Source organism: Pseudomonas pichavaramensis, from assembly GCF_050473265.1.
GTDB lineage: Bacteria > Pseudomonadota > Gammaproteobacteria > Pseudomonadales > Pseudomonadaceae > Aquipseudomonas.
Map to the genome: position 1 here is coordinate 18,840 of NZ_JBJKFJ010000021.1, position 19,562 is coordinate 38,401.

A 19,562-nucleotide genomic window follows, 5' to 3' on the forward strand; every position below is an offset into this window, starting at 1 on the left:
TTTTAGCCCCGACAAAACCCGGTTCATGAAACTACGTCCCGATTCAGAAAGATTCTGCATGCAGAATCTTTCTGAAGGTTGGTAAGCCCCTTTAAGCCCCGCTGCGCCCCTCAATTTGGTCAAGTCGCTCGACCAGGTCCTCTGCTCTGAGGTGTGTATAGCGCCTGAGCATCTGCATCGATTTATGGCCACTGATGGCCGAGACTTGCTGATCGGATAGGCCTCCCTCGACCAGCCTGCTGACCGCTTCATGCCGCAGGTCGTGGAAACGTAGGTCGGGCATGCCGAGGTCCTTCTTCAGCAGTCCCCAGGTTTTGGTGAAGGCATAGGGGCGGCGTTTCCGGTCCTTTCCTGGCTCGCCAAAGAACACGAGGCTGCAGTCCTTGGGGCGAACGGCGTAGTCCAGAGCCGCTCTGAAAGTCTCGGTAGCAACCTTCGAGAGGGGGACGGTTCGGGCGCTGTCGTTTTTTGTATCCGCAAGGCGCACTACACGCTTTTTCAGGTCGACCTGTTGGCAGTGTAAGCCGGTGATCTCTGACGAGCGCATACCCGTTTCGATGGCGATGCGCACGATCCAGCCAAGCATAGGATTGCTGTGTGCGTTTACCGCAGCTACTAGCCGGCGCTCCTCGACAGCAGAGAGGCGGCGATCGCGGCCTTGGCCTGGACTTGGCTTACGGATATTGAGAACAGGGTTTGATGGAAGCCCAATTCGCCATTCCTGGATCGCAACCGTGAAGAGGTGGCTCAGAAGTGCTAGTTCAAGCCGGACCGTATTGGGGCTGACAAGGGTTTTGCGCCGGCTACGCTCAGCTAGCCGGGAGTCTCGATAGTCGGCCAGGATGTCCGCGGACAGGGCCGCCAGCGAGTATTTGCCCAGGCGAGGTATCAGTACCTTTGCGCTACTGGCTTCAGATTTAGCAGTCTTGGGGGCTTTGGTTGGAGAGACTTCCGCGAGGTAGCGGTTGAGAGCTTTCTCAAGCGTCATGCGCTCCGAGCTGCTGCGTTCGATATAGACGCCGCGCACCATCTCGTCTTCGGTGCGGCGTGCCCAGTCTTCGGCATCACGCTTGGTCCGGAATGACTTAGAGCAGGTTGGCCAGCCAGTCTTACGTATGACTGCTTTCCAGGTGCCGGAGGGAGTTTTTACGAGAGTCGCCATATGTTCTCCGAGGTGGGCTCGGTACGGGACTGTACCGAAACTGTACCTCGGGAACATCTGATTGCGGGGTTAGGAAATTCCGAAGCCCGCAAAGGCTTGATGTAGATGGTGCCGGCACCAGGAGTCGAACCCGGGACCTACTGATTACAAGTCAGTTGCTCTACCAGCTGAGCTATACCGGCTAAGTGGGGCGCCATTATATCCATTCGTCGGCATGAGTAAAGCCGCCTGTGAGCCTTATGTTTTCGAGGTCGGCTATCAGCAGCGATGGGCTTATGCACAAAGAGAAGGCGCTTGCGAGAAGCATGCACCGCGGTTGTGCGATCTGTCACGGTTTTCTGCAAGTTATTGTTTTGTTGAGCATTATTTTCGTGGTTGAAAAATAACCAGATATCCGCAGGGCAACTGGCTCGGGTGCTGGGGGAGTTTGCCCAAAAAAGATCAACAGAGTTATCCACAGCTTTTGTGAGCAACTCAGGAGCGCTCGGCTAGCAGTAGCAGGTTACGTGGCGTCAGCTGGTAGTCGCAAAAGCTGCCCAGTTTCACGGAGTAGCCCTGTTCGTGCAGATACAGAGCCCGATCCAGCAGTAGCCAGAGCTCCAGGGGGCGGCGGAACAGGTTGCGTAGCAGTTCGAGATTGCGCACTTCGGCCAGGCGCTGCCAGCCGCGGGCCTCCAGTGCCTGCCAGTCCTGCTCGCCAGGGGCTGGCACTTCACGCAGCGCGGCCAGGTCATGGCAGAAGCTGGCGAACGGCTTGCTGAACCACTCACTGGGCAGCGAGGGGGTTGGCAGGTATTCGTCAGCGCCCCTGAGCTGGCGTTGCAGCAGGTCGAAGGCCAGGCGCCAGGCCATCGACTGGTTGCGCTGGCGACGTACGCGGGCTCCGGCCGTCACAGTCTCGCTGAGCGGCAGGCCGAGGTCGTCACGTGATAGCTGCAGCGCCGATGTTTGCGTAGTCTGCGACATCGCCTGGTAGTGCGAGGCGGCAGTGCGGTTGTAGCAGCAGGGCGCGACTGCAAGCTGTGTGCAGCCCTTCTGGTTGGCGAGGTGCAGCAGGCGTACATGGAGGTCGCCACAGGCGTGCAGGGCGATAGGCGTCTGCCCGGCATCGAGTCGCATGGCGGCGTCGTTGTGGAGTACATCCTGGTGCAGATGCGCTGCCTGCAAGCCCTGGCGGCGGCTGAGCAAGTTGCCGGTCTCTACCAGTGCCGGGTCGTATTCCAGGCACGTCAGCCGTTGATCTTCCCAAGTCAGCCAGCGACCGAGATGGCCCTTACCCGAACACCAGTCGAGCCAGTGGCGCGGGCGCTGGCGGAACGACAGATGGCTGGCGAAGGCCTGGATCTGCGCCATCTTGCGCCCGGGTACATCGACGCTGAATGCATGCGAGCGCTGCATGCCGGTCACGTTCGGCAGTTCGCCCAGGGTGCTCAGCTCGCGTGCCTGGCGCGCCAGTTCGGTGAAGGGGGCGGGCGCCTCGAGCTGGTAGGGGCTGCTGTCACTGGCTTCCGCCTGTTCCAACGAGCGGCCGCGCAGCCAGTTGGCAAGCTCAGGAAGCTGGCTCTCCCAGGGCAGTTGCAGGTGGTGAAACGGCCGTGGCCGCCACAGGCTCTGATGCTCCAGCAGGAAGCTGTCCAGGGCCTGGAAGCGGTCGAGTAGATCGCCGGAGGTGAGGAAGGGCTCTGACATGGTGCGTGTGACGGGTGAGGGGCCGCCCGCGGAGGACGGCCCGGTTGGCTCAGCGACCCTGGCAGGCGTCGACGCGCAGCCAGCGCTCCAGAAGGCGGAATGCACGGACCAGAACGAAGGCGATGGCCAGATAGAACAAGCCGGCCGCGAAGAAGATCTCCACCGGCAGATAGGTGCGGGCGATGATGGTGCGCGCCATGCCGGTCAGCTCCAGCAAGGTAACGGTACTGGCCAGGGCGCTGGCCTTGAGCATCAGGATCACTTCGTTGCTGTAGGCCGGCAGGCCGATGCGCGCGGCGCGCGGCAGGATGATGTAGAGCATCGCCTGCGCTCGCGACATGCCCAGTGCGCGAGCTGCCTCCACTTCGCCTTGTGGTACGGCCTGAATGGCGCCGCGCAGGATTTCGGCGATATAGGCCGCAGTATGCAGGGTCATGGTGATAATTGCGCACCAGTAAGGGTCGCGCAGGTAAGGCCAGAGTGGGCCCTGGCGCACGGCGTCGAACTGCGCCAGGCCGTAGTAGACGAGAAACAGCTGCACCAGCAGCGGTGTGCCGCGGAAGAAGAAGATGTAGCCATAGGGCAGGGCGCGCACATACCAGTGCTTGGAGGCGCGAGCGATGCCCATTGGCAGTGCGACGATCAAACCGGCAACCACGGCAACGGCAACCAGCTCGAGAGTCAGCAGTGCGCCTTCCGACAGGCGCGGCAGCCATTTGATGATGACTTCCCAGTTCATGAGGCGCTCCGGACGAAGCCGCGGCTGGCGCGCTTCTCGAGGAAATACAGGCCGATCATGGCGAGAACGGTCAGGCCCAGATAGATGAAGGCCGCGACCATGTAGAAGGTGAAAGGCTCTTTGCTGGCGGTCACGGCGATCTGCGAGCGACGCATGATCTCTTCCAGGCCGATTACCGACACCAGCGCGGTGTCCTTCATCAGGATCATGAACAGGTTGCCCAAGCCGGGCAGGGCGATGCGCCACATCTGCGGCAGGATCAGCTTCCAGAGAATGCGGCCCTTGGACATGCCGAGTGCCTGGCCTGCTTCGCGGTGGCCTTTGGGGATGGCGAGGATGGCGCCGCGGAACACCTCTGTGGCGTAGGCGCCAAAACACAGGCCGAGGGCAATGGTGCCTGCGGCGAAGGCGGAAAGCTCGAGGCTCTCGACGCCCAGTAGGTCGGCCAGGCTGCGCATCAGGCCGACGGTGCCAAAATAGATCAGCAGCACCCAGAGCAACTCGGGTACGCCGCGTACGAGGGTGGAGTAGCTGCCGCCAAGCCACTGCAGGGGCTTGTATGGCGAAGTCTTGGCCAGTGCACCAAGCAGGCCGAGCACCAGACCGACCATCAGCGCAGACAGCGCCAGTTTGATCGTCATAAGAGTGCCGGCGGCCAGGGCGGGGCCGAATCCGTGGAGTTCGAAAATCATCGGAGGGCTCGGGCAACTGCGCCGCCGCGTGGGCGGCGCAATGCCTTCAGGTCATCAGTAGATGCTGAACGGGAAGTACTTGTCGTTGATCTGCTTGTAGGTGCCGTCAGCGATGATGGCCTGCAGAGCAGTGTTCAGCTTCTCGCGCAGCGGGTCGTCCTTGCGCACGGCGATGCCGATCTTGTCATTGTCGAATACCGGGTCGCCCTTGAATTCGAAGTCCTTACCGGCATCGCTCTTGAGCCATTCCCAGTTGACGAAAGTATCGGCCAGCACGCCATCGAGACGGCCGGAGGCGAGGTCGAGGTAGGCGTTTTCCTGGGTGTCGTACAGCTTGATGTCGACCACCTTGCCCAGGTTGTCTTCCAGCCAGGTGCCGGCGATGGTAGCGCGTTGGGCGCCGATCACTTTGCCCTTGAGGCTGGCTTCATCGGTTTTGAAGTCAGCGGACTTCGGCGCGATGAACTGCAGCTTGTTGGTGTAGTACGGCTCGGTGAAGTCGACCGCCTGTTTGCGCTCGTCGGTGATCGACATGGAGGCGATCAGGAAGTCGAACTTCTTGGCGTTCAGGGCGGGGATGATGCCGTCCCAGTCGGAGGTGACCACTTCGCACTCGGCCTGCATCTTGGCGCACAGCGCCTGGCCGATTTCCACGTCGAAGCCGGTGACCTGGCCGCTAGCGTCGATCAGGTTGAAGGGAGGGTAGGCGCCTTCGGTGCCGAGTTTCAGTTTGTCGGCGGCGACAGCGCTGGTGCCGAAGGCCAGAGTGGCGGCCGCGGCCAGCAGGATCTTCTTATAGTTCTGCATGCATGTTGCTCCGTGTTATCGATTGCTGGACATGAATTGTTTACAGCGTGCCGATTGCGGGTTGTCGAACACCTGTGCGGGTGCCCCTTGCTCCTCGACCAGGCCCTGGTGGAGAAATACCACTTCGCTGGACACCTGACGGGCGAAACTCATTTCGTGGGTAACCAGCAGCATGGTGCGACCCTCGTCGGCAAGCGCGCGAATCACATTAAGCACTTCTTGTACCATCTCCGGATCAAGGGCCGAGGTGGGTTCGTCGAAGAGGATTACCTTCGGCTGCATGGCCAGGGTGCGGGCAATGGCTGCGCGCTGTTGTTGGCCGCCGGAAAGCTGGTTGGGGTAAACGTGACGTTTGTCGGCGATACCGACCTTGGCCAGCAGTGCTTCGGCTACTTCGGTGGCCTCGGCCTTGCTTTGCCCCAGCACGCGGCGCGGCGCCTCGATGATGTTGTCGAGCACGCTCATATGCGGCCACAGATTGAAATTCTGGAAGACGAAGCCGATCTCGCTACGCAGGCGGTTGATCTGCTTGTTGTCGGCAGCTACCAGTTCGCCGTTCTTCGCAGACTTGAGCTTGAGCTCCTCGCCTGCGACGAAGATCTGACCCTGATGCGGGTTTTCCAGCAGGTTGATGCAGCGCAGGAAGGTGGACTTGCCGGAGCCGGAGGAACCGAGAATGGAGATGACGTCGCCGTCTTTGGCCGTCAGGGAAATACCCTTGAGCACTTCGAGATCGCCGTAGCGTTTGTGCAGGTTGCGGATTTCCAGCGCGGGCGTCGCCTCGGCCATGGGGTGGGGTCCTCTTCTTCTTCGAATGCGCTCCGGCGTACGGCGGGCCGTCCTGGCTGGCGGCCAAGCTAGCATAGCGTTTCCGTGACCGCCAAGCCGTTTGCCGGGCTGTGGCTCGCTCTATGGTCAGGGTGTCGCCTGGCTGCAGTTGCTTGTCGCGCAGGCGAAATAATGGCACGAGAAATTTGCTGAAGGCAGAAAGCAAAAAGCCCCAGCGCATGGCTGAGGCTCTTTGTTATTTATCAGTGGTGCCCAGGGACGGAATCGAACCGCCGACACTGGCTGAATACCTGTAAGCCCGCGTGATAAGCGCCCTCCGGGGAGGTCGTAGGGTGCGCAGTGTACTCGCCGGGTGTACTCGTGACTAGCGGCGCACAATCCCGCAGTAGCTGTGGGTCACTCATATTTCGAGTCGACCGGCATCATCATACGAACCATGTCTTCACAGAGTTCTTTGGATGGGTAGAAGAAGTTGCCGGTTGTTCCATCGGCGGTTTCGTACTTCACGGCCACAATCCCGTCGCGGTAATCATCCGAAGGTGTAGCGTGTATGCCTCGTGAGGCCAAGCGGCGTACATGGTCTGCTGGGGAGCCAAGGTTCTTGCACTGGTAACTATCATCGACGGTGAACCAGGTTTTAGCGTCAGCGTTTGACGCCACGAGCAGAAAAACTACTGCGCACATACGTGCCTTTTGATGCTGGGTCATGCGGTATGCGTCCCTTGTAAACTTATTTTCGTCTTTTCGAGGTCGTTTGGTCGTATTGCACCGATGGGTGAGCCCTACCCCTCCATGCAGCGACTCTTTTGTCTCAATCCTACCTGAGCCGCTGCGTCTGTTGGCATCGATGCCAATGAGGAGGCAGGCCTATTTTCTGGCGAAAAATCTGAGCGGCCTTTAGTAATGAAGGTCGTGGCCGCTGCCCCCCGTACCCCCGGCCCTGGCCTTTGAATCAGCGGAGCATCCCCCCTTATCGAGGGTATGCAGGTTGCGGCGACCCTCCAGGCCAGCAGCGACTGTCAGCCCCAAGGATGGCGGCCAGCGACACTCCTCCTCGATGACACGCATGGCACATGCCACGGACGGGCCTCCGCTCAAGGAGGGCGACACCGACACACGCCACTCCGGCAAGGGAGACAGCACCAGCGCCGGCACCTCAATACCTGGCTCACTAACTACACCTTATGAGCCAGGCTGGGCGGCCTCGCGGAGGCACGGAAGAATGAGGTCTTCAGGGTGGCTCAAATGTGTTGCTTTTAATTGAGCTACGCGGTAGGTTGTGAGCCTACTTTATGAGCCACCGGAGCGTGACACCTTGACCGCCATCCTTGCCTATACCCGAGTCAGTAGCGACGGCCAGTCAGTCGAGGCCCAGCGCCATGCCATCGGCCAGCGCCACAACGTCAGCGAAGATGGATGGTTCACCGACGAAGCCACCAGCGGCACCACCAAGGCCCTGGAGCGCGAGGGCTTCAAGGCGCTGTTCACCTTTGCCAGGAAGGGCGACACCGTTATCGTCGCGGCCATCGACCGCCTGGGCCGGAACACCATCGACGTCCTGGAGACAGTCGAGGCGCTGGCGAAGAAGGGAGTCACCGTCGTGTCCCTGCGTGAGGGGTTTGACCTATCCACGCCCACCGGCAAGCTCATGCTCACCCTCCTGGCGGGCGTCGCCGAGCTGGAGCGGGAGAACATCAAGGCCAGGCAGATGGCCGGCATTGAGAAGGCCAGGCAGGACGGTCGCAAGCTGGGCAAACCCAAGCAGCATGACGACGCAGCAATCGCCGCCTGGCGGAAGGAGAACGGCGCCAGCATCCAGGGCACCGCCGACCACTGGAAGGTATCCACAGCCACCGTGAAGCGGGCCTGCAAGGCGCACCCGGTCGTGGTGTAAGCGCCCCTCCAAGCGTCTCCTTGGGCTATTTGGGCCCCCCATAGGACAAACCGACGAGCCCTGGCACTTCTTTGCCAGGGAAAATTGCGGCCACCCCTAGGCGAATACGACGCAACCTGCTCCAGCGGGGTGCGCCTCAAGCCCGACTCAATCCATCCAGCGATGACCACGACACCCTACCCGGAGCCCTCCAGGCGGGGCGCTGGCGTTCGCTCTATCACCAAGGACTTCGATCCAATGAACACCACCACCAAGCTGGTGCGGTTGAACCTGCACCTGCGCCCTGACCACATCGACCGCCTGACCACCCTGGCCTGCGCCTTGGGCAAGAAGAAGTGCCGCGACACACGCCTGGCTGAAGCCATGGAGCTGGCCCTTACAGCGGGCTTTTCCTGGGAGGATGACGACCTCCTGGACTTGGCTCGTAGCGACCGGGAGGAGCCGCGCTGGCTCGCCCTGGGCCCTATCGTTCGGACGCGGTGAGGTAGCTATGACGGGACGACTTCAATCTATTCCCCTGGACACAATCCAGACCGACCCGCAGTTGCAGAACCGCAATGTCGGTATGCAGAAGTACAAGGAGCACAGCGATGCCAAGCGCTACAAGGACCACGTCAATCAGCTCCGACGCAGCATCAAGGCCGACGGCCAGCAAGTCCCCCTGCAGGTCGTGCCGGCTGAGGAAGGTGGTGTCTACGAGCTTGCTCCAGGGGCCGACAGGCCGCACCACGTCCCCGCCCATTTCTGGCTGGTGGACGGACACCACCGTCTGGAAGCGCTAAGGAAAGCGGGAGTAGCGGAGGCGTTGGTCGAAGTCCTGCCTGGGCTCGGCTTCGCGGACGCTCTCGATGCCTCCCGGCTGGCCAACCAGCAGATCGTCCAGGCTCTATCACCACTGGAGCGAGTCGAGAACGCCTGGGGCGCCTTCAACCAGGAGCGCGACACCTACCGCAAGATGCCGGTCAAGGAAGCTTCCGTCCTGCTGGGCGTCTCCGAGAACACCGTCAAGCGCTTCCGCGACGCAGTCCGCCAGGAGGGCATCAACGTCGGCAAGATCGACCGTGACGCGCCAAGGGACAAGGCGGAACAGCAACTCCAGGCCTACTGGCAGCGGAAGACGACGTGGCGACGCCTTTCCATCATCTCCTGGAGGATGTTCCAGAAGCAGCGCCAGGACGGCGGGAAACGAACCAGCCCGGCAGCCCTGAAGCATGGCGTGAAGATGGCCGCCATCCAGGCGTTGTTCGGTGAGGACGGGCGCCACGACGACAAGAGCATACTGGCAGGCCTTGTCGAACTGGGCCGCGAGGCTGACCGTCCCGACGGCATTGCGTTCCTGCGTACGAAGTACAAGCCGAAGGTTCATCAACCAGTGACGACGGACGACGACGAAGCCGTGGATAGCGACGTTGACCACAGCCAGTTGGGCGTGGAGCTTGCCCGCATGCACGCGGAAGGCACCTCCAGGGCGCCTGGCGACTTCTAACGGGAGCCCCACATGAGGGGCCCTCAGAGCCCTCGAATGGCTGCAGGCCCCGTCGTTCCTGGAGCTGCCCCTTCAAACCTATCACGCGCCCAAGGGGGCTGATGGACGTTCGCGTGTCCGTCCCCCTGGCGCTTTCAGGTGGGCAGCAGTCCGGCCATGCGGGCGATGCTTGGGAGCCGCTTTAGCTGTTCGGCCTGCACGGAAAGTAGCTGACGGTCGCCATACTTGCGGCTAACCCGTCCGTCGTCGTGCCCCGTGATGGCGTCGTGAATCTCCTCGGGGACACCCGCTTCCCTACACATGGTCTTGAAGGCGTGGCGGAAGCCATGCGAGGGGGCCACCGGCGTATTCAGGCCAGCGACTTTCTTCAGATAGTCCGACCAGCGCTTCCCGAAGTTGTGGCCGAACCAGCCACCGGGGTTGGCCGTGAGGCCTGGAAACAACGGACCTTTCGCAGGGAGTGAACGGACGTAATCCAGGAGGCCCAGCTCTATCATGTCCGGGTGGAGCGCCACGACGCGGTGACTACCAAGGGTCTTGACCGTGCGGTCTAAGTCCTCGCCATCATCATCCGGTGTAGCCAGCAGGCTCAAATGCCATACGCCCTCGACGCTTTCGCGAACCTCGCCTACCTGAAGCTGTGCGATTTCTTCCCGACGAGCCCCTGTGTAGCAGAGTAGGAGGGGTATCCAGAACCATGCGTCCCCGAAGGCTGCGCGGGGGGAGCGCCAGCCGCTGGTGTAGATCGGGCTGGAGAATATCTGGATCAGCTCCCCTTGTTCGTAATGTAGGCGTTTCGACCTGCGCCCGGCTTTGTTCGCCGCTTTGGCCAATTGCTTGGTGATGCCGCTGGCGGTAACGGGGTTCTCGGTCATCAGCTCCATGCGGGCGGCATAGGAAAGGACGGAGGACAGGTGCATCAGCCGGTTCTTTACCCTGGCTGTGCTGAGCCGTGGAAGGCCATCGGCATCGGCCTTGGCGATCTGTTCCTTGGCGGTGAGTGACCGTATCCCGGCTCCCTTACTGGGCATCCGGCGGAGCTGGCTTTGGAACTCCTGAATCGTGACACGCCGGATACTTGTTACAGGGAGGTCGCCCTGCAGTTCGATAAACCGCTGGATGGTGGGCCCATACTCCGAGATACGCTTCAGTACATCGCGACCTTCACCGTCTGCATCGCGTGTCCATTTGCACCAATCGGCGAATACCTTAGAAAGTAGGTTTTCCGGGGCTGGGCGGCGTGCTAGATCAACGCTAAGCGGTGCCTCCTTGGGGAGGTGCAGGTCTGTGGCGTGGTCGTCGCAGGAGCGCTTGTAGGCGATACCTGACAGCTCCTGCATCCGTGCCACGAATGCGACTAGGAGGTGGCGGTAGAAGTCGCTGTCCTCCCGAGGGGGCAAAAGACCGTTGCGGCTTAGTTCGTCATGGATGTGAGGGGTCACGTTTGCAGTCCATGCTCGCCCGGCGTCATCCGACGCAATCAAGTCCCTGGCCGCGCCGTCGCCATAGAGGTAACCGAGGGTCGTTGGGCCGTCGCCAAGATCAACCAGCCAACGGGCGAAGTCGCCGGACTGATCCATTTCCTCCAGCTCGCGCTTCGCCCAGCGGGCGGCAAGTTGAACAGCGTCGCGGGCTGTGGGCTGATAGGTGCCGCTGGACTGAAGGCGAGCGAGGTCGAACAGCTCCTGCGACTTCACCCACTCGGCGGCGAAGCGGACTTTGGCGTCCTGGGGGCAGGTCGTCTCTAGGCTACGTTTGTAGAACTCGCCGAAGTGGGCTAGGTGGGGCTTCGCATCCTTTGGGACGCGGCGGCGAATGTAGTAAATGCCGCTTCTTGGGTCTTTCCAGGGTTGGGCCATAAACGCCATCGTGTACCCGCCGTGTGTACTCAAGTGGGGCGGGCTACAGCTCCTCCAGAAAGACAAAACCCCTGAAACCTTACGGAATCAGGGGCTTACGTGTCTTGGTGCCCAGGGACGGAATCGAACCGCCGACACGGGGATTTTCAATCCCCTGCTCTACCAACTGAGCTACCTGGGCCAACGGGGCGCTATTAGACGGATTTGAAGGATCAGTGTCAAGCGCAGGTTTGAAAAATATTTAATTATTTCGGGCGCTTAGGTTCATGAGGGGTAGGGTGCGCCGTGCGCACCGCTATCGAGAGCCTGCGGCTGGTGCGCGGGCATACCCGTCCTTATCGCGGCTAAAGCCCCTCCCACGGGTGTCGTCACTCGCTCGGTGGTACGTAGCCTTCGGCCTGGGCGTATTCCTCGCCGGAGAGGAACTTGTCCATCTCGGCCTGGAGGAACTTGCGGTCCTCGGCATTCATCATGTTCAGGCGACGCTCGTTGATCAGCATGGTCTGGTGCTTCTGCCACTCGTCCCAAGCTTGTTTGGAGACGTTGTTGAAGATGTCCTCGCCTTTGGCGCCAGGGTAGGGCGCGCGGTCCAGGCCGGGCAGTTCCTGTTTGTATTTGCGGCACTGTACGGTGCGAGTCATGTCGGTTCTCCAGCGGTAATGGCTTGCGCCGCGCGTTTCAGCAATTTTTTAACCGGGGCGGCGAGCCCGAGGCGCGGCGGGGTGGCGAGGTTATACCAGAGCCAGTCGTCCTCGGCCACGCGGCTCGGCCGCTCGGTCACCTGCACCAGCCAGGGCTCGATCGCCAGCTGGAAGTGGCTGAAGGTGTGGGTCAGGCCTTCTAGTTCGCGGCACTTGCCGAGCTCAAGCTGTTGCTGCATGCCGAGGTCACCGAGCTGCTCGAGGCCGTCCAGTTCCGGCAGGCTCCACAGTCCACCCCACAGCCCCGTCGACGGCCTGCGATAGAGCAGGATGTCGCCGGCTGTGTTGACCAGCAGCGGCATCAGGGTGCGCTTTTGCGGCAGGGTCTTGCGCGGCTTGGGCACCGGGTAGCGAATCTCCAAGCCGAGCAGATGCGCCTGGCAGCCACTACGTACCGGGCACAACAGGCAGGTCGGCTTGCTGCGGGTGCAGAGGGTAGCGCCGAGATCCATCATCGCCTGGGTGTAGTGGTTGACCCGCTCGTGTGGGGTGAAGCGCTCGGCCACGTCCCACAGTTCTTTCGCCACTTTCGGTTCGCCCGGATAACCCTCCTGCGCCACGTAGCGCGCCAGCACGCGTTTGACGTTACCGTCGAGGATCGGCGCACGCACGTCCATGCTCAGGCTGGCGATGGCGCCGGCGGTGGAGCGGCCGATGCCGGGCAGCTCGCTAAGCGCCTCGACGCTGCGCGGGAACTCGCCGCCATGCTCGCGCATGATGATCTGTGCGGTCTTCTGCAGGTTGCGTGCGCGGGTGTAGTAACCCAGTCCCGTCCACAGGTGCAGCACTTCATCCTCGGGGGCTTCGGCCAGGTCGCCCACGGTGGGGAGCGCGGCCATAAAACGGTCGAAATAGCCGAGCACGGTGCTGACCTGGGTCTGCTGCAGCATGATTTCCGAGACCCAGACGCGGTAGGGCGTGATGTTCTGCTGCCAGGGCAGATCCTTGCGTCCGTGCTGGTCGTACCAGGCCAGCACGGCGCCGTTGAACTGCTCTGGGCTCATCGGTTGAACAGGCCCTTGAGTGCGTCTTTCAGCTCCGGGCTGACCTTGTCACCGAGTTTCTCTTCGAGCTTTTCGGTCAGCTTGTTGCCAGCCAGGCGTGCGGCGATCTTGCCGAGGCCATCCTGGTCCAGACGGCAAGCCTTGGCGCCGAGCTCCAGCGGGCCACGGCAGCGCAGCGGCCACTCGATGCCAACATAGCGCTCGTTGACTTGGCAGGCCGGGTCGGGCATCTCGCGCTGGTCACCTTCGATGGTGATGCCGACCTTGTAGTCGAGGCCGAGTACGCGCAGGTCAAGATCGCCGTTACCGCTTACCGCCAGGCCTGGAATCTGCGCTCTCATGTCCGGGTTGTGGGCGACACCATCGCGCACGCTCAGGCTGCCTTTGAGTTCGCGGAATGGCGTGTCCTTGCCGCTCGGCGGATTGCTAATGGACTTGCGGTTGAGGGTGGCGATGCCACGGCACAGTTGCTGCTCGAGGTTGGCGTCGACCAGCACGCCGTCGTTGAGCACGAAGCTGGCGGTGCCGTTGAGCGCTTCTACCCAGGCTTTCTGGCTGTTACCGCGGGTGTTGAACTTGGCGTCGAGATCCAGCAAGCCGCGGACAGGGGAGGCCTGATCGTCCTTTTTCAGGAAGGGCTCGACGGGCATCCTGCTAAGGCGCTTCTCCACACTGAGCATCGGTTCGGCCTGGCGCACGTCGATGCGGCCATTACCGCTGAAACTGCCGCCCTGCAGCTTGCCGCGTACTTCTTGCAGGGTGATCAGCCCGCCGCGTCCGTTGGCCTTGAGGGTCACATCGGTGAACGGCTGCTTGTCGAAAGTCAGTTGATCCAGGCTCAGCGCCAGTTGCAGATCGAGCTTGCGCAATTGGTCGACCGGGAGAACCTTGTCATCGCTCCAGGCTTGCTGGGTCGGTGCGTTGGGCAGTGGTGTGCTGCCATCCTTGCCGGCGCTGGAGATGCTGTCTTTGACCTCGGCCTGGCGTGCAGCGGAGGCGCTGTCCTTGGTCTCCGGTGGCAGGTAGGCGTCCAGGTTCAGCTTGTCGCCCTTGAGGTCAGCGCGTAGCGCCTGGCGGGCGAAGTCGGCCACGCCCAGGCTGCCGGTAAAGGTGCTGCCGTCGAGTTTGAGGGTAAGGTCTTCGAGCATCATCGAGGTCGGCGAGCCATTCAGGCGGCTGACCAGCTCGAACTGCTTGAGACTCTCTGCGTCGCGTGTCTTGGGCAGCTCGACGCCTGAGCCTTCGAGGAATTCCCGCAGGTTGAGCGGTGCTATGGACAGGCCACCGGACAGCTTGGCGTCCTTGTCCAGATCGCGCGCCTTGAGTTCGCCGAGGGCGCGCAGCTGGTTGGCGGAAAGCTTCAGGCTGTTCCATTCGGCGATGTTGGCCGCGAGGTCGACCAGCAGCTGACCCTGGGCGGAGAAGTTCAGCGTCTTGCCATTGAGCGGCTCGCCAGAGGCTTCGCCGGCCAGCTTCAGGTCTTCGAACTGGTAGCGCTTGAGCGCGCGGTCGAAGCGCAGTTGGCCCTCGACTTCGCTACGGGCGCGCAGTACCGGCTGATTGGTGCCGAAGAAGGCGCTGAACTGCACTGGAATGCTCGAGCCTTCGCGGATGGCGCCGGTCTTCAGTTCAATGTTCTCCAGGGTGAATTGCTGGCCTTTCTGCGCGTCGCTGTAGTCGATGCGCGAGTTGCTCAGGGTCAGGCTATCGATGTCCAGCTTCAGTGGCTGGCCGGCAGGCTTTTCGCTCGGCTGCTCTGCTGGTGCAGCGTCACCTGAGGCTCGTTCTTCTGGCGTTTGCTGCGCAACGTTGGTCTCGGCGGGGCGGCCGACGCCTTCCCAGTTGCCATGTCCCTTGTCGTCGCGCTGCAGGTTGAGGTTGAGGCCGTCGACGCGGATGTCGCTCATCTGCACTTCTTTGCGCAGTAGCGGCATCACACGCACGGACAGCCCGATCAGGCGCAGGTCAGCGAAGGGTTTGTCCGGCGTGTCGGCGCTGGCCAGGGTGGCATCGGTCAGTTCCAGGCCGAGCCAGGGGAACAGGCTCCAGCCAATGTCGCCTTTGAGTTGGAGGTCGAGGTTGGCCTTGTCGTGGGCGATCTGGCGAATCTCGTCCTTGTAGTCGTTGGGGTCGAACAAGTGGGTCAGGGCAAACAGCAGCGCCACTATGATCAGCAGCAAGCCGAGAAAGAAAAGGCCCAGGATCTTGCCTAGCGCTTTCATGAGCGGGGTCCTTGGTTTCGATGGCTGGAATGGCGGGAAGCAGGCGGTCGCCGATTATAGCCTCGTGTGCAGCCGCGAGGCATTCGCAGAGGGCCAGGTCGCGGTACTTGGCAGGGCGTTGGATCGAAAACCTCATGGGCGGTTCCCCATAATCGCAGTTGGCGCGTCCTCTGATTGGGCGCGCTGTTCGCCAGGGAAATCTGGATGTGCATCGATGCGGTCTATCGTGCGATAGATAAGGTCTTTCGGCTTTTTGCTGAAATTTCATAAAAAGTGCTGGAAACGCTAAAAAACAGTCTTGTGCGCGGCGATTTGTCGCGCCCGAATGCTACTCTCTGCAAACTTTGGCTGCGGTGCGTTGTCGCGCCCGCCTTGGTTTGCTTGCCAACATAAAAAGAGAAATTCCCTATGACTGACGCCTTTGCATTGGACGGTGTTGCGGCAAAGCCTGCATTTCTGTCCAAGGAACGCATCATCGCGAAATCCGGCTTCAACCGCTGGCTGGTTCCGCCTGCTGCCCTTGCCATCCACCTCTGCATCGGGATGGCCTACGGTTTCTCCGTATTCTGGCTCCCGCTGTCCAAGGCTGTGGGCATTACCGCCGCCACCGCTTGTGCGCCGGAGATGGGCTTCTTCGAGCAGGTATTCGCCAGCAACTGCGACTGGCAGATCTCCATGCTCGGTTGGGTCTACACTCTGTTCTTCGTCTTCCTCGGTTGCTCGGCTGCCATCTGGGGTGGCTGGCTGGAACACGCTGGCCCGCGTAAGGCCGGTGTCGTTTCGGCGCTGTGCTGGTGCGGCGGTCTGCTGATTTCCGCGCTGGGTATCTATACCCACCAGATCTGGCTGTTGTGGCTGGGTTCAGGGGTTATCGGTGGTATCGGTCTGGGCCTGGGCTACATCTCCCCGGTGTCGACCCTGATCAAGTGGTTCCCGGACAAGCGTGGCATGGCCACCGGCATGGCGATCATGGGCTTCGGCGGTGGTGCGATGGTCGGTGCGCCGCTGGCAGCCATGCTGATGAACCATTTCGCCACCCCGGAAAGTGTCGGTGTCTGGCAGAGCTTCGTGGTCATGGCGGCGATCTACTTCGTCTTCATGATGGGCGGTGCCCTGGCTTACCGCGTGCCGCCGACCGGCTGGAAGCCGGCTGGCTGGACCGCTCCGGCAGCCAAAGCCAACAACGCGATGATCACCAAGGGCCACGTACACGTGAATACCGCGTGGAAGACCCCGCAGTTCTGGCTGGTCTGGGCCGTTCTGTGCCTCAATGTCTCCGCCGGTATCGGCATCATCGGCATGGCTTCGCCGCTGTTGCAGGAAGTCTTCGCCGGTAAGCTGATCGGTGTCGATCTGGCCTTCAACGAGCTCAGTGCTTCGCAGCTGGCCGAAATCGCCGCCATCGCTGCCGGTTTCACCGGTCTGCTCAGTCTGTTCAACATCGGCGGTCGCTTCTTCTGGGCCTCCTGCTCGGACTTCATCGGTCGCAAGGGCACCTACTTCGTGTTCTTCGGTCTGGGTCTGGCGCTCTACGCTTCGGTGCCGATGCTCGGTCACCTGGGAAGCCTGGCGCTGTTCGTGCTGGCTTTCTGTGTGATTCTGTCGATGTACGGCGGCGGCTTCGCTACCGTGCCGGCCTACCTGGCTGACCTGTTCGGTACGCAGAACGTCGGCGCCATTCACGGTCGTCTGCTGACTGCCTGGGCTGTCGCCGGTGTGCTCGGCCCGGTACTGGTCAACTACCTGCGCGAGTACCAGTTGAGCATCGGTGTGGAGAAGGCTGCGGCCTACGACATCACCCTCTACATCCTCTCCGGTCTGCTGGTGCTGGGCTTCATCTGCAACGCCCTGGTGCGTCCGGTGGCGCCTAAATACTTCATGAACGAAGCTGAACTGGCCGCCGAGCGCGCCCATGGCGAGAAGTCGGTGCCGGCGGCGAGCGAGCTGGAGTGGTCGGCTGATCCTTCGAGCAAGCCAATCGCTGTATTCGCCTGGCTGGTTGTGGGTATTCCGCTGGCCTGGGGTGTGTGGATCACCCTGCAGAAGACCGTCGTACTGTTCCAGTAATCCGGTCCTCCCGCCAAAGCCCGTGCAGGCATCTTGTCTGCGCGGGCTTTTTCGTTGTTGCGCTGCGTTCAACCGACCATCGCCGGTAGCCCTGGCGGCCCCGGCGCGCCTATAATACCGGCCTTTTTCCGTTGGTAATTCGTGGAGCTGGTGATGGCCGAACGTACGGCATTCGTCGAGCGCAACACTCTGGAGACCCAGATCAAGGTCTCGATCAACTTGGATGGCACCGGTAAGGCGCGCTTCGATATCGGTGTGCCCTTTCTCGAGCACATGCTCGACCAGATCGCCCGTCACGGCCTGATCGACCTCGATATCGAATGCAAGGGCGACCTGCATATCGACGATCACCACACTGTCGAGGACGTCGGCATCACCCTGGGCCAGGCCTTCACCAAGGCCATTGGCGACAAGAAGGGCATGACCCGCTACGGCCATTCTTATGTGCCGCTGGACGAGGCGCTGTCGCGCGTGGTGATCGACTTCTCCGGTCGTCCCGGCCTGCAGATGCATGTGCCGTTCACCCGCGCGGTGGTTGGCAACTTCGACGTCGACCTGTTCCAGGAATTCTTCCAGGGTTTCGTCAACCATGCGCTGGTGTCGCTGCACATCGACAACCTGCGTGGACACAACACCCACCACCAGATCGAAACCGTGTTCAAGGCCTTCGGCCGCGCGCTGCGCATGGCCGTTGAGCTGGACCCGCGTATGGCCGGTCAGATGCCGTCGACCAAGGGTTGCCTGTAAATGCAGACGGTAGCCGTAATCGACTATGGCATGGGCAACCTGCACTCCGTCGCCAAGGCGCTGGAGCACGTAGGGGCCGGCCGCGTGCTGGTGACCTCGGATGCCAAGGTGATCCGCGAGGCAGACCGTGTGGTGTTCCCCGGTGTAGGCGCGATTCGCGACTGCATGGGCGAGATCAAGCGTCTGGGCTTCGACGAGCTGGTGCGTGAAGTCAGCGCCGACCGCCCGTTCCTCGGTATCTGCGTCGGTATGCAGGCGCTGCTCGAACGCAGCGAAGAAAACGACGGTGTCAACTGCATCGGCCTGTTCCCGGGCCAGGTTCGCTTCTTCGGCAAGGACCTGAGTGAGGATGGCGAGCGCCTCAAGGTGCCGCACATGGGCTGGAACGAGGTCAGCCAGGCTGTGAAGCACCCGCTGTGGCATGACATTCCTGACCAGGCGCGTTTCTACTTCGTGCACAGCTACTACATCGAGGCCGGCAAGCCGCAGCAGGTGGTCGGTCGCGGTCACTACGGCAAGGTCTTCGCTGCCGCGCTGGCCGAAGGTTCGCGCTTCGCCGTGCAGTTCCATCCGGAGAAAAGCCACACCCACGGCCTGCAACTGCTGCAGAACTTCATCGCCTGGGACGGCCGCTGGTAATGGCGCGCGCCAAGGTGCCCAGTCTGGCGCTGGAGCCTGCCCAGGAGCAGGCCGCGCTGCTGCTGTTGCAGCGCTTTCTCGATGAGCGTTTCGAGCTGCAGCTGGGGACCTTCGAGGTTCAGGAAGTGCTGGATCTGATCACCCGCGAGCTGGCACCGCACTACTACAACAAGGCGATTCTCGATGTGCAGGCGCACCTGAAAGACAGGTTCGAGAGCATCGAGAGCGACCTCTGGGCGCTCGAAAAGAACTGAGCGCCTTACCGAACTCAAACTTGAACAGGTTCAACCGATGCTGATTATCCCCGCTATCGATCTCAAGGACGGCGCCTGCGTGCGTCTGCGCCAGGGCCGTATGGAAGACTCCACGGTGTTTTCCGATGACCCGGTGAGCATGGCGGCCAAGTGGGTCGAGGGCGGCTGCCGTCGTCTGCACCTGGTCGACCTCAACGGCGCCTTCGAAGGTCAGCCGGTCAACGGCGAAGTGGTCACCGCCATCGCCAAGCGTTACCCCAACCTGCCGATCCAGATCGGTGGCGGCATCCGTACCCTGGAAACCATCGAGCACTACGTGCGCGCCGGCGTCAGCTACGTGATCATTGGCACCAAGGCGGTGAAAGAGCCGGAGTTCGTCAGCGAAGCGTGCAAGGCCTTTCCGGGCAAGGTCATCGTTGGCCTGGATGCCAAGGATGGCTTCGTCGCCACCGACGGCTGGGCCGAGGTTTCCAGCGTGCAGGCCACCGATCTGGCCAAGCGTTTCGAGGCTGACGGCGTTTCCGCCATCGTTTATACCGACATCGCCAAAGACGGCATGATGCAGGGCTGCAACGTCGAAGCCACTGCTGCCCTGGCCGCTGCCAGCAAGATCCCGGTGATTGCCTCGGGCGGCATCCATAACCTGGGTGACGTCGAGAAGCTGCTGCTGGCGCGTTCGCCCGGCATCATCGGCGCCATCACCGGCCGCGCCATCTATGAAGGCACCCTGGACGTCGCCGAAGCGCAGGCCTTCTGCGACAACTTCAAAGGTTAATGGGTAGGGTGTGTGGGGCCATCTAGGCTGCGCACA

Annotated in this window: 19 protein-coding genes and 2 tRNA genes; 8 read left to right on the forward strand and 13 right to left on the reverse strand. The window is 61.8% G+C overall.

Translation table 11 applies throughout. The annotated features are described in order from the left end of the window. Positions 1–91: 91 nt before the first annotated feature. The 8 genes from ACJRW5_RS23770 to ACJRW5_RS23805 all read right to left on the reverse strand — a co-directional run bounded on the left by ACJRW5_RS23770 (position 92) and on the right by ACJRW5_RS23805 (position 6,586). Complete coding sequence (locus ACJRW5_RS23770) at positions 92–1,162, reverse strand: tyrosine-type recombinase/integrase (RefSeq protein WP_484572953.1); 1,071 nt, start codon at positions 1,160–1,162, stop codon at positions 92–94. Positions 1,163–1,268: 106 nt separating this feature from the next. After that, a tRNA-Thr gene (locus ACJRW5_RS23775) sits at positions 1,269–1,344 on the reverse strand. A gap of 292 nt (positions 1,345–1,636) precedes the next feature. Beyond that, positions 1,637–2,851: a methyltransferase gene (locus tag ACJRW5_RS23780; RefSeq protein WP_484572954.1), complete on the reverse strand. Its 1,215-nt coding sequence runs from the start codon at positions 2,849–2,851 to the stop codon at positions 1,637–1,639. A 49-nt stretch (positions 2,852–2,900) separates the two neighbouring features. Then, a complete protein-coding gene (locus tag ACJRW5_RS23785; RefSeq protein ID WP_484572955.1) occupies positions 2,901–3,590 on the reverse strand; it encodes an ABC transporter permease in 690 nt (229 codons plus the stop codon). After that, positions 3,587–4,282, reverse strand: a complete 696-nt coding sequence (locus ACJRW5_RS23790; protein WP_484572956.1) for an ABC transporter permease — start codon at positions 4,280–4,282, stop codon at positions 3,587–3,589. Before ACJRW5_RS23790 ends, ACJRW5_RS23785 begins: the two co-directional genes overlap by 4 nt. 54 nt (positions 4,283–4,336) lie before the next feature. After that, the gene (locus tag ACJRW5_RS23795; RefSeq protein WP_484572957.1) at positions 4,337–5,089 is read right to left on the reverse strand and encodes an ABC transporter substrate-binding protein; all 753 of its coding nucleotides are present in this window, start codon (positions 5,087–5,089) and stop codon (positions 4,337–4,339) included. A gap of 15 nt (positions 5,090–5,104) precedes the next feature. Next, positions 5,105–5,878 carry an ABC transporter ATP-binding protein gene (locus ACJRW5_RS23800; RefSeq protein WP_484572958.1) on the reverse strand — a complete coding sequence of 258 codons (774 nt, stop codon included), beginning with the start codon at positions 5,876–5,878 and terminating at the stop codon, positions 5,105–5,107. 396 nt (positions 5,879–6,274) lie between these two features. Continuing rightward, positions 6,275–6,586 carry a hypothetical protein gene (locus ACJRW5_RS23805; protein ID WP_484572959.1) on the reverse strand — a complete coding sequence of 104 codons (312 nt, stop codon included), beginning with the start codon at positions 6,584–6,586 and terminating at the stop codon, positions 6,275–6,277. A 607-nt stretch (positions 6,587–7,193) separates the two neighbouring features. Between ACJRW5_RS23805 and ACJRW5_RS23810 the strand changes: the two genes are divergently transcribed. The 3 genes from ACJRW5_RS23810 (at position 7,194) to ACJRW5_RS23820 (ending at position 9,258) form a co-directional block, all read left to right on the forward strand. Further along, positions 7,194–7,772, forward strand: a complete 579-nt coding sequence (locus ACJRW5_RS23810) for a recombinase family protein (RefSeq protein ID WP_484572960.1) — start codon at positions 7,194–7,196, stop codon at positions 7,770–7,772. A gap of 237 nt (positions 7,773–8,009) precedes the next feature. Further along, positions 8,010–8,255 carry a hypothetical protein gene (locus ACJRW5_RS23815; RefSeq protein ID WP_483856420.1) on the forward strand — a complete coding sequence of 82 codons (246 nt, stop codon included), beginning with the start codon at positions 8,010–8,012 and terminating at the stop codon, positions 8,253–8,255. A 7-nt stretch (positions 8,256–8,262) separates the two neighbouring features. Beyond that, the gene (locus ACJRW5_RS23820; protein WP_484572961.1) at positions 8,263–9,258 is read left to right on the forward strand and encodes a ParB/RepB/Spo0J family partition protein; all 996 of its coding nucleotides are present in this window, start codon (positions 8,263–8,265) and stop codon (positions 9,256–9,258) included. A 134-nt stretch (positions 9,259–9,392) separates the two neighbouring features. Here the strand turns inward: ACJRW5_RS23820 and ACJRW5_RS23825 are convergent, their stop codons facing one another. The 5 genes from ACJRW5_RS23825 to ACJRW5_RS23845 form a co-directional block, all read right to left on the reverse strand. Continuing rightward, positions 9,393–11,126 carry a DUF6538 domain-containing protein gene (locus ACJRW5_RS23825; RefSeq protein WP_484572962.1) on the reverse strand — a complete coding sequence of 578 codons (1,734 nt, stop codon included), beginning with the start codon at positions 11,124–11,126 and terminating at the stop codon, positions 9,393–9,395. A 96-nt stretch (positions 11,127–11,222) separates the two neighbouring features. Next, positions 11,223–11,298, reverse strand: a tRNA-Phe gene (locus ACJRW5_RS23830). A gap of 187 nt (positions 11,299–11,485) precedes the next feature. Further along, the gene (locus ACJRW5_RS23835; protein ID WP_484572963.1) at positions 11,486–11,758 is read right to left on the reverse strand and encodes an oxidative damage protection protein; all 273 of its coding nucleotides are present in this window, start codon (positions 11,756–11,758) and stop codon (positions 11,486–11,488) included. Next, complete coding sequence (gene mutY, locus ACJRW5_RS23840) at positions 11,755–12,822, reverse strand: A/G-specific adenine glycosylase (RefSeq protein ID WP_484572964.1); 1,068 nt, start codon at positions 12,820–12,822, stop codon at positions 11,755–11,757. Before mutY ends, ACJRW5_RS23835 begins: the two co-directional genes overlap by 4 nt. Beyond that, positions 12,819–15,044 (reverse strand): AsmA family protein, encoded by a 2,226-nt coding sequence (locus ACJRW5_RS23845; protein WP_484572965.1) that lies wholly within the window; start codon positions 15,042–15,044, stop codon positions 12,819–12,821. Before ACJRW5_RS23845 ends, mutY begins: the two co-directional genes overlap by 4 nt. A 408-nt stretch (positions 15,045–15,452) precedes the next feature. Between ACJRW5_RS23845 and ACJRW5_RS23850 the strand changes: the two genes are divergently transcribed. The 5 genes from ACJRW5_RS23850 (at position 15,453) to hisA (ending at position 19,526) form a co-directional block, all read left to right on the forward strand. Continuing rightward, complete coding sequence (locus ACJRW5_RS23850) at positions 15,453–17,111, forward strand: OFA family MFS transporter (RefSeq protein WP_484572966.1); 1,659 nt, start codon at positions 15,453–15,455, stop codon at positions 17,109–17,111. A 153-nt stretch (positions 17,112–17,264) separates the two neighbouring features. Further along, positions 17,265–17,858, forward strand: a complete 594-nt coding sequence (gene hisB, locus ACJRW5_RS23855) for an imidazoleglycerol-phosphate dehydratase HisB (RefSeq protein ID WP_061240087.1) — start codon at positions 17,265–17,267, stop codon at positions 17,856–17,858. Continuing rightward, entirely contained in the window at positions 17,859–18,497 is a 639-nt protein-coding gene (gene hisH, locus ACJRW5_RS23860) for an imidazole glycerol phosphate synthase subunit HisH (protein WP_484572967.1), read from the forward strand. Next, complete coding sequence (locus ACJRW5_RS23865) at positions 18,497–18,751, forward strand: DUF2164 domain-containing protein (RefSeq protein WP_037055307.1); 255 nt, start codon at positions 18,497–18,499, stop codon at positions 18,749–18,751. The genes hisH and ACJRW5_RS23865 overlap by 1 nt, the downstream gene beginning before the upstream one ends. Positions 18,752–18,788: 37 nt before the next feature. Then, positions 18,789–19,526: a 1-(5-phosphoribosyl)-5-[(5-phosphoribosylamino)methylideneamino]imidazole-4-carboxamide isomerase gene (gene hisA, locus ACJRW5_RS23870; protein ID WP_484572968.1), complete on the forward strand. Its 738-nt coding sequence runs from the start codon at positions 18,789–18,791 to the stop codon at positions 19,524–19,526. The last annotated feature ends 36 nt before the right edge of the window (positions 19,527–19,562 follow it).